This window comes from Rheinheimera sp. SA_1 (genome assembly GCF_001669775.1).
GTDB lineage: Bacteria > Pseudomonadota > Gammaproteobacteria > Enterobacterales > Alteromonadaceae > Pararheinheimera.
In genome coordinates this window covers 135,333-150,859 of sequence record NZ_LXWK01000017.1, presented here as the reverse complement: position 1 = coordinate 150,859, position 15,527 = coordinate 135,333, and the positions used below count along the sequence as shown (strand labels likewise).

Here is a 15,527-nt window from a genome sequence, read left to right as displayed (position 1 = left end):
CAATAGTTCCACTTAAAGTAAATTATTCTGCCGCATCAACAAGGTGCGCACCTGCTCCCAGCTGACCAGCCCCAGCGGTTGATCGGCGTGTTCATCATCGTAAATCAGCACCGCGCCTTCCCGTTGTTCACCAAGCTCGGCAAACACTTCCGCCATGGTCGCCTGATGACTGATGGCCGCGACCGGGATAAACTTCAGCATGCTCTGATCTGACATCGACATGGTTAAATCGTAACTGGCCAGTTCGTAGTGCTGGTCCACCGCATAACTGCTTTTGATCAACAGTTGCTGTTGTGGTGTTAAAGAATCGAGCGTCTGAATGATTTGTGCATCGGACGGATTTTCCAGGATTTGGTAGTCTTGCTGTAACATCGCGAGCACGCCCACTTTTTGCAGCACATCATCGGCCGGCGATAATTTATAGGGTAACTGCATAAAATCAAGCTGTTGCAGGAAAATCGATTTGGTATGGAAAAATTGCACTGCGGTGACATACGAAGTAGTGATCACCAGCATCGCCGGTACCACCAGTTCCGGGTTTGCCGCAAGTTCGGTTACCGCCACCAGTGCAGCAAGCGGCGCGTGCAACGTAGCCGCCATCATCCCCGCCATCCCCAACACCGCGTAACTGCCGGCGACACTGTGATTGCCTAAGAATATTGAAGGAACAAAGGCCAGTAAGGTGCCCATCACGATGCCGATACCAAACACCGGCCCGACAATACCACCCGGGATCCCCAGCCCAAGTGCGGCAACGGTCAGAATGATTTTGGCCAGAAAAATGGCAAATAACAGCAATAATTCATCGGGCACCGTCACTGCATAATGAATGGCGCCGGTTTCTGCGCCGAGTGCTTGTGGCACCAGATACCCAATGCCTACCGTGACCGATGCCGCCAATAGCAACCGAAAACCCAGGTGCCAGTGCTGAAAGGTGCGCATGGTGCGCATCAGGCTTTTGTTAAAGAAGGTTGCGACCACCCCCATCGCCACACCACAGAGCGCCAGATAAGGCAGGTGCCAGTTACTCAGGCTAATCATCGCGATGCTGCTCAATTCGTTGCCAACACCAAACACGGTGCGGGTGGCGACAGCACCGATCATCGAAGCCAGCATAATGGGCACAAAGACATGGATGCGATATTCCCGCAGTACCACTTCCATCACAAAAATAACAGCGGCCAGTGGCGTGTTAAATGAAGCGGAAATGCCAGCTGCGATACCACAACCGGCCAGAATTCTGATGCTGTTGTAAGGTAATCGCAGATAACTACCAAGACTGCTGGCGCCAAAGGCTCCCAAATGCACTGATGGTCCTTCCCGGCCCACCGAAAACCCGGCGGCCAGGGCGGCGATGCCACCAAAAAACTGGTGGATCGTATTGGGCAGCGGCATCATGCCGTATTTGAGTTTGATGCGATGGATCACAAATGGAATGCCAAGCCGATAGTGTTTCAGGCCAATGATCAGGCCGAGCAAGCTAATAAATACCGCAGCTATCAGCGGCAGTAAGGCGCGTTCGCCAGCCAGTAACGTGGTAAAGTCATCACTGTGAGCCAGGTAAAACGATTGAATACCGATAATGGTGAGCCGAAACAGAATAATCAGTATCGCGGCAATCAGTCCGCCAACCAGACCCAGCAGACAAAGCTGCAAAGATGTCACCGGAAAGGCTAATTTTCGTCGAAGCGGTGGCAACGATAAACGCCAGGATTTCATGCTGGAGTACCGGCTGAAAGATGGAATACTTTCTAACATAACACTTTGAGTGTGCTGATGAAACTTGAACAGAGTAAACAATGGTTCAACCAGCATCGAACCACAGTACTGACAGTCGCTGCAGCATTGATGACAGGCGCCATCGCCGGAAACTATTTGGGGAACTGGTCGTTGCATCAGCAACAACAACACCTGACTTTGCAATTGCAACAGCAGCAAAGTGCACTGGATAGTGCAGAAACACAGCTGGCCGATCAGCGCAAACAGGTCGATTACCTGACGGCAGAGTTGGCGGTCGAGCGACATACCAGCCAGTTGCAGATGCAGGATCTAAAATCAGAACAACAAAAATTGTTCGAAACGCGCAAAGAACTGGCGTTTTATCAGAAAATTATTTCACCAGATTTGCAAGCGAACAGTTTGATTATTGACAGTTTCACCTTGTCGCCGGGAAATGCAGTCGGGCGCTACAAGTTTAATCTGGTGTTGATAGAGCAAGACAAACAGAAAAACTTCGCGAAAGGGCAGATCACTTTAACTCTGGTTGGCAAAAAGGCCGGTAAAAAAGCCAGTGTTGATTTGTTGCAGCTTGCTGGATTTAGTAAAGCCGATCGCCGCTTTAGCTTTAAACATTTTCAGATTTTTGAAGGTGAATTTGTATTGCCATCAGCGTTTATCGCAGAGCAGGTGGAAGTCACCGTTAGCGTGCCGGCCAGCCGTGGCCAAAAAGCCGCCAAGGTTAGTCAAAGTCTACCCTGGCTGGAAAGCGCAGAAATCATTGATTCAATCTAAACGGCCGACCGCTGAGTGGCGGCACCGTCGACTGGGAAATACTTGAATAAAACAGTCAACTATTAGATAATTTGCATCCATTTTTCCGCTGAGGTAATTCTATGTCTGAAGTTCAGGTTCCGATCCAATTTACGGATGCGGCTGCGAATAAAGTGCTGACATTGGTCACCGACGAAGAAAACCCGGCTTTAAAACTGCGGGTGTACGTCACTGGCGGTGGTTGTTCAGGTTTCCAGTATGGGTTCACCTTTGATGAAAAGGTCAATGAAGGCGATTTCACCGTCGATAAAAACGGCGTGACCATGGTGGTAGATCCGATGAGCCTGCAATATCTGATGGGTGGCATCGTTGACTATACCGATGGTTTACAAGGTAGCCGTTTTATTGTGCAAAATCCAAACGCCACGACCACCTGTGGTTGTGGTTCAAGTTTTTCAGTGTAATCCCTCTTTACTCTTTCCCAACAGACCAGTAATTTGACTGGTCTGTTCTGTGCGTTTTTTCTCCACAATTGTTACTCCTGCCATAGCTCATCCAGAGGTTCTCAGTTAAGATGCTGCAAAATTGATAACATAAACTTTACTGTTGATTATTAAATAAGCGTTTTTTTGCTGGCGGTTATTACTGCTCAAAAAAGCTCACAATCGGATTCAACCGATTTATTGTTAATTATCAGTAAGATATGTAAGTGTTCGCCATTTGCGTACAAATTTTAACGACTGTAACTATACGCTCGTCGCATCCTATGGTTTAATTAACTGATTATTATTGCTTATTGGGACACCAATGAGGTTTGGATTTTTATTTGGCAGGAAGTGTTTGACATAAAAAAAGGCGTTTAACGCTGGGAGAAGAAAACGTTATGAAAGGTACTAAAAGCGTCATCTCTGACGAGAACAAAAGACTGTGTGTTTGGTTAAAGCGGCAAAGGCAGGATAAAGGCCACACCATGCGCAGTTTATCTGAAGTATTGGGCACCCCACATTCCTTCATAGGAAAAGTAGAAAACCAGGAACGTAGATTGGATGTGGTGGAATTTGTCCGGTATTGTCAGGCACTGGAAGTAGACCCAGCGGACGGATTAAGACAGGTATTGAGTCAGCAGTAGTAGTAAACTGTTTATTCAGTAGCAAAAACAACAAAGCTGCAGCAATGCGGCTTTGTTGTTTGTAAACGCTTGGGGTCAGAGTCAATTGTTAACAGAACAGTTGTTAACAATTGACTCTGACCTCGCGATTGACATTAGTCTGCTTTGTGTTCCTGTTGACGTTGTTTCAGCATCCGCACGATCAGCAATAACAGCAGCAAGGCCGGGATCACCATCAGCGAGGTGATCAGGAAGAACAGCGTCCAGTTCCCGTCCAGCTTATCAACCAGCGCGCCACCAAATGACGCCATCGACGTTCGGGCAAAGTTACCAATCGATGCCAGCAACGCATATTGGCTGGCTGAAAAAGCGACGCCGGTGAAACTGGTCAGGAAGGCGACAAAAGCCACAATCGAAAACGCCGTGGTAAAATTATCCAGTAAAATGGTCCACAGTAACAAATTCTCATCCGGGCCGACTTGCGCAATCCAGGCGAACATCAGATTACTGCCCGCCATGGTAATACCACCCAGCATTAAGCCTTTAATCACGCCAAAACGCACATTCAGTAAACTTCCGAGCAGGGTAAATACCATAGTCGCCCCCCAGCCAATCAGTTTTGAATATTCAGCAATTTGGTCGTTACTAAAACCAACTTCCCGATAAAACTGAATCGACATCCGACCCAGAAAAGCTTCGCCCAGTTTAAAAATCAGAATAAATACAATCAGGCTAACCGATAGCCATAAACCGTTGCGGCGGAAAAATTCGGCAAAAGGCTCAATGACCGTGACCAGCAGCCACAACATCACCGGATGCTTTAACGATTGCTGGTAACGCTCGGCAGCTTTTTGCTGCAATAGATCGCGATTAGTGATTGGTTCTCTGATGAATAAGGTGATGGCCGCTAACAGCGCCAGCATAATGGCCAGTCCCAGGTAAACTTTTGGCCAGCCGATGATGTCGGCATAATGGAATGCAAAATAACCAGGTAATGAATAACCAGTCCACCAGCCTGCCACACCCATAGCGGCAGCTGCAGGCAGTTTGGCAGGCTCCTGGCCGATAATATCAATGCGGTAGCCATCGATTGCCACATCCATGGTGGCAGCAAACAGCCCAATCAATAAGGCTAGCAGTGAGGTCCACAGCAGGCTTATTGCCGGGTTGGTAAAGGCGATGGCGAGTGTCAGCAGCACGATCAAAGTCTGCATGGTCAGCACCCAGCTGCGTCTTTGTCCAATCTGCTGATAGATCAAAGGCAGCCGTAGTCGGTCTACCAAAGGTGCCCATAAGAAATTCAGCGCATAGACTGCGGTAACAGATCCAAAATAACCGATGGCGGCCCGAGATAAGTTAGCGTCTTTTAGCCAGCCACTCATCGCAGAACCGATCAGTACCCATGGGAAACCAGACGAACAACCCAGCATAAAGATGTATAACAACCTGCGATCATAATATTGTTGTAAGGCATGACGAAAACTGGCCGGTGCGGCCACAACTTCAGACATCAGAGGACTACTCCGGAGCGATCTTTCAAATAGGTTGCACCTTAACAAAGTGCGTTGACTGAAGAAAGTAAAAGCTGGATTTCAGCGGGGGAATATAAAAGCAGTGTGTTTCAGGGGCGGATCCCAACACAATCGAGTGGTAAACAGACCTTACCACGCAAATATCCTAAGCAATTCTGAAGTTGTTTGCGCAGGATTTTATCGTGTAGCAATTCTTGCTCAGACCAATACTCTAACTGATACAGCACATGCCAAAAAACTTGTTCACGGAAAGTTGCCGGGGTGTGATGACTGACTTGTAATTGGGCCCATTCTTCCAAGGTATCCCAGATAAAAAGGTGCATTTCACGATGCGGAATTTGCCCACGCAGGAATCGCGACACGTAGTAAATCAGTTGCTGTGACTTCTGTTCGATAAACACATCTAACATGGCATGCCCCGCCAATATTGGCCTCACCTGATGAATATACCCGTCATCCTTAAAGATTCGGGGTTGTTGTCTTCAGTCGCTCGCCCCAGTCACATAGGACTACTATGCTCCTGGGGCCTCGCTCCTTCGTCGCCTACCCGAATCTTCAATGATTTTGGGTATACAGACCTTGGTGCAATCAGGTTACGGCCGGAAACAGTTGCTGAAAAGCGAATGACAACCACCGGCACCAGGAAGGTGCGGGCCGGTGGTTGTTAGGGCAAGTATAGTCGGATTTAAACGGCGGGCAGTAAAATAACCCGGATCAGGACAACAGGTTTTTTCGGGAAATTATCCCAACCCAATTTCTCGTTAAACTGAGTTTCAATCAATTTAATTTTATCAAATACTTCCATGCCTTCGACTACGGTACCGAATACCGCATAACCCCAGGTTCGACCAGGATCTAAACTAGGGTTGTCGTTCAAATTAAAGAAAAACTGACTGGTTGCACTATGTGGATCCAGTTCTCTCGCCATCGAAATGGTATAAAGCCGGTTTTTCAGGCCGTTGCCGGACTCATTGATAATTTCTGCGAAGTTTTTGACCGGTTTTAATTCCCGGTCATAACCACCGCCCTGCAGCACAAATTCCGGTTCCAGTCGGTGAAACAAGGTACCGTCATAAAGCTTTTTGTCGACGTAGGTCAGAAAGTTATTGACGGTAATCGCTGCTTTGCTGCGATCAAGCTCAACCACGATATGGCCTTCGCTGGTCTCAAACTTCACCCGCGGAAACAAGTTATCTTTTTGAATAAACTCGCCTTTTGCGGCACTGCCGAAACTAATCAATACCAATAAGGCAAAACACAGCTGACGCATTGGTTAGTTCCTCAAAAAATCCTGCCAGCTTGGGTCGCGCAGAATATTGGCCAGGACCTGTTCGGTCAGTACCCGCAGTTCGCGCTCGGCTACGGCGGTGTCCAGTTTAAATGGACCTGAGAAACTGCTTTTACCGCTGTAGCTTTTATTAAATGAACCCGAATTGCGCTCAATCAACACCGTCAGTTCGACATTGTTCTTCACCACGTGCTCAACGGTTTTCAGCTCAGCGTTTGCTTCCAGCTGATTAATTTGCACTGTCACCACCACAGGTTCAGCGGCTGATACTCTTGCACCTTGTTGAGTCAGCGCATCCGTCAGCACTTGCTGTAATTGCTGCGGCAGATTGTTACTGGTTGGGTAGGAGTTGACTTTGTCACCGTCGCGCATAATTAAAGTGCCTTCAGTTGGACGATTGTCCTGCACATTGATGCTGATAGCGACGTTACTCAGTTGATTTGACTGAGTCCAGAATACCTGTGGTGCCACAATAAACGATGGAACCGGGTTACTACAGGCAGCTAATGACAATAACGAGACAAATATCAGACGACGCATTTTCAGTTCCTTTTAATGGCTTCTAAGATAGTAAATTTTGCATTACTGGCGACATGAATACAACCGCCGAACAATCGGGCCAGCTTTTCACTGTAAGCCAGATGACGATTGGCGACAATTCGCAGTCGGCCATGTTTTTTCAGTACCCGTCTGGCATCAGTAAACATCTGCCAGGCGATATGATCGGTGATGGCATTTTGCTGGTGAAAAGGCGGGTTGCAGATAATAAAATCTGCTGATTCCGCCGCTTGCTGGCTCAGGCAGTCATCCACCGAAAACTCCGCTTGTGGCAATAAATCGGGCCGGTTGGCTGTTAAAGTCAGCCTGGCTGAATCAACCGCCATATAAGATTCGTCGGCAAATACCAACTTGATCTGGGGTTGGCGCTCTAACATCGCAAGCCCCAGCACCCCATTACCACAACCTAAATCAATCACGCGTTGTTCAGGTGCACACACCGGAATGTGTTGCAATAAAAAACGAGCGCCCTGATCAAGCTGTTCCCGTGAAAACACATTGGCATGGTTAACCATAAGTTGCTGATCGTCCTCAGATTTCCAGCGTATCGGAAATTGTGGCGTGGTAGGTGATGGCAGCGCCGGGTCAATAGTCGTCGTGATCAGCCGGCACTTTTTCACCGTGAGCGAGGCGCTGGTTGGCCCTAATTCCTGTTGAAATATTGCCAACAGATTAGGAGTAATATCTTTTGCTTTGGCACTGGCGAGGATAGTACTGTTAGGGGCAAGTTGCTGTTTTAACTGACGTAACTGATAGCGTAGGTAACTGTGATTATTTGGCAGTTTCAACAACACAAGTGTCGCGGCAGGTAACGGCGCTAAGCTATTGATTTGGGTTAGTACACTTAAATCCAGCTGATTCTGATTAAAGTTGTGCCGGGTTGCCAGTTCGCTGATGTAAGAATCGGTTAATTGTACCGGTTTATAAACGGCTAGAGCGCAGGCCAAGGCGCCAAATTGATCGTTTAATAATAAAACGGACGTGGCAGTTTGCTGCAAAAACGGTAACGCATGACTAAGTAATAACTCGTCAGCTGAATCCCAGGCCTGTAAACTGCGGTTTTTTTGCTCCGGCGGATAACGGTCAAGCGTGAAAGTCTGGCCGGCAAGTTGGCATTGGTTGGTCATATGTCCACAGCAGTCGGGGAAAAGGGGGCTATTTTGCCAGATCTGAGTGATAGCGACAACCAAAGCCGGTCTGCGGTTGGCTGCCAAAGATTTGTGTTGCCGGATGCAGAACTTTGGTTGTGGCCTCGCTGGTTAGATACAAAGCGCTCTGCTGCGGTGATGCAAACATTGCAGCAACAATTGCAGTGGCAGCAACCAGAGCTTCGGTTGTTCGGTAATATGGTCAGTATCCCCCGCCAGCAAGTCTGGATGGGGGATACACATTGTAGTTACCGGTATTCGGGCGTTACTTTTATGCCACAACCCTGGCATCCGCTGGTGCAAAAGCTGACCGCCTGGGTCAATCAGCAATTGAACCGGCAGTTTAATTGTGTGCTGCTGAATTTATATCAGGATGGCAGTGACCATATGGGCTGGCACAGTGATGACGAACCCGAATTAGGATTTTGTCCTGATGTTGCTTCGTTGAGTCTAGGGCAAGCACGGCGTTTTGATTTGAAGCATAAACATCAACAATATCAACTGAGTTTACCGCTGCAGGACGGTGATTTATTGCTGATGCAAGGACCCTGTCAACAACATTGGCTACATCGGGTTCCCAAGCAAGCTCAGGCCAGTTCAGCCAGGCTTAATTTAACTTTTCGTTATATAGAAAAGCCGCTTTAGACCAGCCTAACCGGCTTTGGCAAGGTAAAATAAATATCTTTTTTTGCAGCTAATGAACAGCTGACAAGCGCCATCGTGGCATCTAGAGTAGAGACTGAAGACGAACAGAAGGAACAGACAGCTATGTTGATCCATACCTCGATAGAGCAGAAATTGTTACGAGCCTTCGACCCCGTGTTCCTGGACGTGATCGATGAAAGCCATATGCACAGCGTAGCGCCTGGCGTGGAATCGCACTTTAAAGTGGTGATAGTGACACCACTGTTTGATGGCATGCGGTTGTTACAACGGCATCGTGCCGTCAACGCTATAGTTGCGACCGAACTTGCTGAAAAAATTCATGCTTTAGCGCTACATACCTATACCCCAGGTGAGTGGTACGAGTACTACGCGGAAAAACCTCCGGCATCGCCAAAATGTTTTGGCGGGTCTAAACGGGAAAAAGCATCGACCTGATATGTAAGATATAACTTTGTTGGCGGTTTGGTTTTTCCTTCAGATCGCTGCAATTCAAAGCTGATCAGACCTGTTTGTCGTGTTAAAGTTTTACACTAACGGCAATTTTAACCAACAACAGGTTCTTTTCTTATGGTTATTCAACCGAAAATCCGTGGTTTCATCTGTACCAATGCCCACCCGGTCGGCTGTGCAGAGCATGTCAAAGAACAAATCTCTTACGTTAAAAAGCATGGTGCAGTGGCCAATGGCCCGAAAAACGTGTTGGTGATTGGTGCATCAACTGGCTATGGTCTGGCATCTCGTATTACTGCGGCTTTTGGTTCAGGCGCAAAAACCTTAGGTATTTTCTTCGAAAAAGAAGCCACCGAAGGTAAAACTGGATCAGCCGGTTGGTACAACACCGCCGCCTTTGAACAGGCAGCCGCCGCTGAAGGCTTGTGGAACAAACACTTAAATGGTGATGCTTTCACCGATGAAATGAAATCCAAAGCCATTGATATCATTCAAAGTGAGATGGGTAAAATTGACCTGGTGGTTTACAGCCTGGCGGCGCCACGCCGAAAAGACCCAGTCAGTGGTGAAATCTACAGCTCAGTGTTAAAACCAATTGGCCAGTCTTACACTGCAAAAAACCTCAATACCAGCAAACGTGAAATTGAAGAAGTTTCAGTAGAACCTGCCAACGACGACGAAATTTTCAATACCGTCAAAGTCATGGGCGGCGAAGACTGGGAGCGTTGGCTGGATCAGCTGCATGCCGCTGGCGTTCTGGCTGAAAACGTACAGACTGTCGCTTACACTTATATCGGTAAAGAATTGACCTGGCCAATTTACGGTAAAGCGACCATCGGTCGCGCCAAAGAAGATTTGGACCGTGCTGCCAGCGCAATTACCGGCAAATTATCAGCGCAGCATGGCCATGCTTATGTCGCATCCTTAAAAGCTTTGGTCACTCAGGCAAGTTCAGCAATTCCGATTATGCCGCTGTATATCTCTTTGTTATATCGTGTAATGAAAGAAGAAGGCACGCACGAAGGTTGTATCGAGCAGATTTACGGTTTGTTCCAGACCGCTCTTTATAACCCGCAACGTCAATTAGACGATGGCGGCCGGTTACGGATGGATGGTAAAGAGCTGGCTGATCATGTTCAGGCGAAAGTTGCCGCCATGTGGGATCAAGTACAGACTGACAACATTGACGAGCTGACCGATTACAAAGGTTACCATCAGGAGTTTCTGCGTCTGTTTGGATTTGGCTACAGCCATGTCAATTATGACGCCGATGTTTCGCCGATGGTGACACTGGCTAATTTAGCTTAAGATAGAAAGGCCGCCTTCAGGGGCGGCTTTGTTTTGACGACATGGATGAATGGTAGGCCATTATTGCCGGACGCAATCAGTGGCAAAAGTACGACGACAGATAACAGTAATCTCCGTGAATTTCGATGAATTGTCGGAAAATGACCAGTGACTTGCAGCGATTTGGTGGTTTTATAAGCAAACAAATCAAACTTGACTACACTTGGCTTCAGTCACTTCGTCAGCGACAGAATTTTGTTATTTATCATAGCTGGCCTGTGGGTTTAATGCTAAAATCCGCCGCTATGTACGTGTATCTGGTGAATTCAGGTGGTCGTTCTGCCATGAATTACCGGGTGCGCTGCCAGGTGTGCAGCTGAAAAACCAGGCCCTGTTCCCTCCCGTTAAAGTAGTGCAAGTACGTATGATTAAAATCAAAAAAGGATTGGACATTCCCCTATCGGGCAGTCCTAAACAAGTGATTCATGACGGCCCTGCGGTGAAATCAGTCGCGGTACTGGGTGAAGAGTATGTCGGTATGCGTCCAACAATGCTGGTTGAAGTTGGCGATAAAGTAAAAAAAGGTCAGGGTCTTTTTGAAGACAAAAAAAATCCTGGCGTTAAGTTTACGGCGTCGGTCGCGGGTACTGTCAAACTGATCAACCGTGGTGCTAAGCGGGTGTTGCAATCTGTCGTTATTGAAGCCGATGGCAGCAATGACGCAGTTCAGTTTACTGCCTTTGGTGCAGATCAGCTGGCAACTCTAGATCGCGCAGTGGTTAAACAACAATTACTGGATTCTGGTTTGTGGACTGCGTTTCGCACTCGTCCATTCAGCCAAATCCCAGCTATCGACAGTACACCACGGGCAATTTTTGTCACCGCGATTGATACCAATCCGCTGGCGGCAGACCCGGCTGTCGTGATTGCAGCAGCAGGCAATGCATTGCAACAAGGTCTGACAGTATTGGCTCGGTTAACTGACGCCAAAGTGTACTTGTGCAAAGCTCCATCGTTGCAAGTTACTGCACCGGCGCAGGTGCAGGTCGAAGAGTTTGCCGGCCCGCACCCTGCAGGTTTACCAGGTACACATATCCATTTCTTAGATCCGGTTTCTCTTAGCAAAATTGTCTGGCACATCAATTATCAGGATGTGATTGCCATCGGCAAACTGTTTGCCACAGGCGAGCTGGACACCAACCGGGTGATTTCGCTGGCCGGCCCTGTCGTGAAAAATCCACGTTTAGTCAAAACGGTGCTGGGCGCTTCGGTAGAAGAGCTGATTGCTGGTGAGCTGAATGAAGGTCAACACCGTATTATTTCAGGATCAGTGTTGGCAGGTAAAATCGCGACTGGTGTGCACGCATTCCTGGGACGTTTTCATTCACAGTTATCTGTGCTTGAAGAAGGTTATGAGAAAGAGTTCCTGGGCTGGATTTCGCCTGGTGCTACCAAGTTCTCAGTCACCCGTGCTTATTTATCGCATTTAAGCCCAAAACGTCTGTTCAATATGACCACCACCACCAACGGTTCTGATCGCGCTATGGTGCCAATCGGTAACTATGAGCGGGTGATGCCATTAGACATTCTGCCAACACTTTTGTTGCGTGATTTGTTAGTGGGTGATACCGATGGTGCCATTTCGTTAGGTTGTTTGGAACTGGATGAAGAAGATTTGGCGTTGTGTACCTTTGTCTGCCCTGGTAAATACGACTTTGGCGTGGCATTACGTGACTGTCTGACGACCATCCAGAAGGAAGGCTAAGATGAGTTTGAAGCATTATTTAGAAAAAATTGAGCCGCAATTTGAAAAAGGCGGCAAACATGAAAAGTGGTACGCGCTGTATGAAGCCGTTGCCACTATTTTATACACGCCAGGTAAAGTGACCAAGTCAGCCACGCATATCCGTGACAGTATCGACCTAAAACGGATCATGATTTTTGTCTGGTTAATGTTATTCCCGGCCATGTTCTTTGGCATGTTTAACATTGGTGATCAGGCTGCACAGGTATTGTCTGCAACTGTCACAGTGCCTGATACCTGGCAAGTCGCATTGTTTCATCTGCTGGGCGGCGAACTCACTGCAGAATCCGGCTGGGGCAGTAAAATGCTTTATGGCGCCTGCTGGTTCCTGCCGATTTATGCCGTGGTATTTGCGGTCGGCGGTTTCTGGGAAGTGCTGTTTGCGTCAGTGCGTAAACATGAAATCAATGAAGGTTTCTTCGTTTCGTCTATCTTGTTCGCATTGATCCTGCCGGCGACGATTCCGCTGTGGCAAGCGGCCTTAGGTATTACTTTTGGTATCGTCATTGCCAAAGAAGTGTTTGGTGGTACTGGTCGTAACTTCTTAAACCCAGCCTTAGCAGGTCGTGCCTTCCTGTTCTTTGCCTATCCGGCGCAAATTTCCGGTGACAAAGTGTGGAATGCGGTCGACGGTTATGCTGGCGCCACCTGGTTATCTAAAGCAGCCAATGGTGAAGTGTCTGACTGGTCAATCAACCAGCAATGGTGGGATGCGTTTTATGGTTTTATTCCGGGTTCTGTTGGTGAAACCTCAACTTTAGCGCTGATGATTGGCGGTTTAGCTCTGATTTACCTGCGAATTGCCTCATGGCGCATCGTGTCAGGCGTGATGATCGGCACCATTGTATTTGCCACTATGTTCAACCTGATTGGTTCTGACACTAATTCTATGTTCGCGATGCCTTGGTACTGGCATGTGGTGTTAGGTGGTTTTGCCATTGGTTTATTCTTTATGGCTACAGACCCGGTTTCAGCGTCATTTACCGATGGCGGAAAATGGGCCTACGGTATTTTGATTGGTTTTATGGTCGTGATGATCCGCGTGGTAAACCCGGCTTACCCAGAAGGGATGATGCTGGCGATCCTGTTCGCTAACCTGTTCGCGCCATTATTTGACTTTATGGTTGCGCAAAGCAATATCAAGCGGAGGCTGGCACGCAATGTCTAACAATAATGAAAGTATCGGCAAAACGTTTTTTGTCGTTATTGGTCTGTGCCTGATCTGTGCGATTTTTGTATCCACAGCCGCAGTTGGTTTACGGCCAATGCAGAATGAGAACAAACTACTGGATGCACAGAAAAATATTCTGGCGGCAGTAGGCATGTTAGAAGGTACTGATGTAAAAGCTCAGTTCGAAAAGCATGTGCAAATCCGTCTAGTTGATTTGGATACCGGTGAATTTGTTGACCAGGACCCACTGACTTACGATTACCGCAAGATGATGAAAGACCCGGCAGGCAGTATTTCTCTTGATGAGAAAGACGACCAGGCTAAAATCAAAACCCGCGCGAAAATTGCGCCGGTTTATTTAGCTTATGCCGACGGTGTTGCATCGAAAAACGTCACTTCGCTAGTGTTACCGGTGCACGGTTATGGCCTGTGGTCGACCATGCACGGTTTTCTGGCGCTGGATAAAGACGGCAATACCATTAAAGGTCTGAATTACTACGAACATGGCGAAACACCTGGTTTGGGCGCTGAAATTCAGAACCCGAAATGGGTTGCGCAGTTCGTTGGCAAAAAGCTGATGGACGACGCTGGCAATCCGGCAATCAAAATTTTGAAACCAGGTAACGCCGACGCGGCTTCTGCCCACCAGGTGGATGGTTTGTCGGGTGCGACTATTACCAGTAACGGCGTGCAAAACACCTTCGCATTCTGGTCTGGTGCAAAAGGCTTTGCGCCATTCCTGACTAAAGTTCGTCAAGGAGCATTAAACAATGGCTAGTGCAAAAGAAATGAAGGCCCTTGTCTTCGGACCAGTGTTCGCAAATAACCCGATTGCATTGCAGGTATTGGGTATTTGTTCGGCGCTTGCCGTGACGACCAAACTAGACAAAGCGTTGGTGATGGGTTTAGCGCTGACTTTGGTTACGGCATTTTCCAGTATGTTTATCTCGATGATCCGTAACCACATTCCATCAAGTGTGCGGATTATTGTGCAGATGACGATTATCGCATCCCTGGTCATCGTGGTTGACCAAATTCTGAAAGCTTATGCCTACAACGTAGCAAAAGAACTGTCAGTGTTTGTTGGTCTTATTATCACCAACTGTATCGTGATGGGACGTGCTGAAGCATATGCGATGAAGAGTCCGCCACTAATGTCATTCCTGGATGGTATCGGTAATGGTCTGGGCTACACCGTATTACTGGTCATTGTTGCCGTGGTGCGTGAGCTGCTTGGCTCTGGTACTTTGCTTGGCGTCGAAATTCTGCCACTGATCAGTGCGGGCGGATGGTATCAGCCTAATGGTCTGTTATTAATGCCACCTAGCGCATTTTTCATTATCGGCCTGTTGATTTGGATGCTGCGTACCTGGCGTCCAGAGCAACAAGAGAAACACTAAGGAGCCATGACATGGAACATTATTTAAGTTTGTTTGTCCGTGCCGTGTTTGTCGATAACTTAGCGTTATCGTTTTTCCTCGGTATGTGTACTTTTATTGCAATCTCCAAGCAAATCAAAACTGCATTCAGTTTAGGTATTGCGGTGACAGTGGTTCTGGGGTTATCAGTTCCATTAAATAACATCGTGTTTAAACAGTTTTTGGCACCAGGCGCTTTAGACTGGTTAGGTTTTCCGGATACCGACCTGAGCTTCTTAGGTTTTATCGCCTACATCGGTGTTATCGCTGGTTTAGTGCAGGTCTTGGAAATGTTTCTCGATAAATACGTGCCATCACTTTATAACGCGTTAGGTATTTTCCTGCCGTTAATTACGGTGAACTGTGCGATTTTCGGTGGTGTGGCGTTTATGGTTGAACGTGATTACACCCTAGCCGAAAGTGCAGTATTCGGTTTAGGTGGTGGTGTTGGCTGGACTCTGGCGATCACAGTGATGGCAGCTGTCAGTGAAAAACTGAAATACGCTGACGTGCCTGTGGCTTTGCGCGGTTTAGGCTCACGTTTTATCATGGTTGGTCTGATGAGTCTGGGCTTTTTGTCCTTCTCAGGCGTGTCCCTGTAATCATC

At 47.7% G+C, this 15,527-nt stretch carries 17 protein-coding genes; 11 read left to right on the top strand and 6 right to left on the bottom strand.

Annotation, left to right across the window (positions count from 1 at the left end; genetic code table 11):
- Positions 1-12: 12 nt before the first annotated feature.
- Positions 13-1,719 (bottom strand): chloride channel protein, encoded by a 1,707-nt coding sequence (locus tag A5320_RS16255; protein ID WP_068067258.1) that lies wholly within the window; start codon positions 1,717-1,719, stop codon positions 13-15.
- 57 nt (positions 1,720-1,776) lie between these two features.
- Here A5320_RS16255 and A5320_RS16250 point away from each other — a divergent pair, with 57 nt between their 5' ends.
- The 3 genes from A5320_RS16250 to A5320_RS16240 all read left to right on the top strand — a co-directional run bounded on the left by A5320_RS16250 (position 1,777) and on the right by A5320_RS16240 (position 3,619).
- Positions 1,777-2,511, top strand: a complete 735-nt coding sequence (locus tag A5320_RS16250) for a DUF6776 family protein (protein ID WP_068067256.1) — start codon at positions 1,777-1,779, stop codon at positions 2,509-2,511.
- 101 nt (positions 2,512-2,612) lie between these two features.
- Positions 2,613-2,954: an iron-sulfur cluster insertion protein ErpA gene (gene erpA / locus A5320_RS16245; protein WP_068067254.1), complete on the top strand. Its 342-nt coding sequence runs from the start codon at positions 2,613-2,615 to the stop codon at positions 2,952-2,954.
- A 419-nt stretch (positions 2,955-3,373) separates the two neighbouring features.
- Positions 3,374-3,619, top strand: a complete 246-nt coding sequence (locus A5320_RS16240; protein ID WP_068067251.1) for a helix-turn-helix domain-containing protein — start codon at positions 3,374-3,376, stop codon at positions 3,617-3,619.
- Positions 3,620-3,753: 134 nt separating this feature from the next.
- Here A5320_RS16240 and A5320_RS16235 read toward each other — a convergent pair whose 3' ends face one another.
- The 5 genes from A5320_RS16235 to A5320_RS16215 all read right to left on the bottom strand — a co-directional run bounded on the left by A5320_RS16235 (position 3,754) and on the right by A5320_RS16215 (position 8,103).
- On the bottom strand, positions 3,754-5,109 hold the full coding sequence (locus A5320_RS16235; RefSeq protein WP_082971828.1) for an AmpG family muropeptide MFS transporter: 1,356 nt from the start codon (positions 5,107-5,109) through the stop codon (positions 3,754-3,756).
- A 110-nt stretch (positions 5,110-5,219) separates the two neighbouring features.
- Entirely contained in the window at positions 5,220-5,540 is a 321-nt protein-coding gene (locus A5320_RS16230; RefSeq protein ID WP_068067249.1) for a hypothetical protein, read from the bottom strand.
- Positions 5,541-5,815: 275 nt separating this feature from the next.
- On the bottom strand, positions 5,816-6,400 hold the full coding sequence (locus A5320_RS16225; protein WP_068067247.1) for a peptidylprolyl isomerase: 585 nt from the start codon (positions 6,398-6,400) through the stop codon (positions 5,816-5,818).
- A gap of 3 nt (positions 6,401-6,403) precedes the next feature.
- Positions 6,404-6,958 (bottom strand): YajG family lipoprotein, encoded by a 555-nt coding sequence (locus A5320_RS16220; protein ID WP_068067245.1) that lies wholly within the window; start codon positions 6,956-6,958, stop codon positions 6,404-6,406.
- A gap of 2 nt (positions 6,959-6,960) precedes the next feature.
- Entirely contained in the window at positions 6,961-8,103 is a 1,143-nt protein-coding gene (locus tag A5320_RS16215; protein WP_068067242.1) for a methyltransferase, read from the bottom strand.
- 33 nt (positions 8,104-8,136) lie between these two features.
- Here A5320_RS16215 and A5320_RS16210 point away from each other — a divergent pair, with 33 nt between their 5' ends.
- The 8 genes from A5320_RS16210 (at position 8,137) to nqrE (ending at position 15,522) form a co-directional block, all read left to right on the top strand.
- Positions 8,137-8,769 carry an alpha-ketoglutarate-dependent dioxygenase AlkB family protein gene (locus A5320_RS16210; protein ID WP_157605967.1) on the top strand — a complete coding sequence of 211 codons (633 nt, stop codon included), beginning with the start codon at positions 8,137-8,139 and terminating at the stop codon, positions 8,767-8,769.
- Between the two features lie 123 nt (positions 8,770-8,892).
- Positions 8,893-9,225 carry a BolA family protein gene (locus A5320_RS16205; RefSeq protein ID WP_068067235.1) on the top strand — a complete coding sequence of 111 codons (333 nt, stop codon included), beginning with the start codon at positions 8,893-8,895 and terminating at the stop codon, positions 9,223-9,225.
- Between the two features lie 132 nt (positions 9,226-9,357).
- Entirely contained in the window at positions 9,358-10,548 is a 1,191-nt protein-coding gene (gene fabV, locus A5320_RS16200; RefSeq protein WP_068067232.1) for an enoyl-ACP reductase FabV, read from the top strand.
- 403 nt (positions 10,549-10,951) lie between these two features.
- Entirely contained in the window at positions 10,952-12,292 is a 1,341-nt protein-coding gene (locus A5320_RS16190; protein ID WP_068067228.1) for a Na(+)-translocating NADH-quinone reductase subunit A, read from the top strand.
- Position 12,293: 1 nt separating this feature from the next.
- Positions 12,294-13,499 carry an NADH:ubiquinone reductase (Na(+)-transporting) subunit B gene (locus A5320_RS16185; RefSeq protein ID WP_068067226.1) on the top strand — a complete coding sequence of 402 codons (1,206 nt, stop codon included), beginning with the start codon at positions 12,294-12,296 and terminating at the stop codon, positions 13,497-13,499.
- Positions 13,492-14,280 carry a Na(+)-translocating NADH-quinone reductase subunit C gene (locus A5320_RS16180; protein WP_068067223.1) on the top strand — a complete coding sequence of 263 codons (789 nt, stop codon included), beginning with the start codon at positions 13,492-13,494 and terminating at the stop codon, positions 14,278-14,280. The genes A5320_RS16185 and A5320_RS16180 overlap by 8 nt, the downstream gene beginning before the upstream one ends.
- Entirely contained in the window at positions 14,273-14,902 is a 630-nt protein-coding gene (locus A5320_RS16175; protein WP_068067220.1) for an NADH:ubiquinone reductase (Na(+)-transporting) subunit D, read from the top strand. Before A5320_RS16180 ends, A5320_RS16175 begins: the two co-directional genes overlap by 8 nt.
- Before the next feature lie 11 nt (positions 14,903-14,913).
- Positions 14,914-15,522: an NADH:ubiquinone reductase (Na(+)-transporting) subunit E gene (gene nqrE / locus A5320_RS16170; RefSeq protein WP_068067217.1), complete on the top strand. Its 609-nt coding sequence runs from the start codon at positions 14,914-14,916 to the stop codon at positions 15,520-15,522.
- Positions 15,523-15,527: the final 5 nt, after the last annotated feature.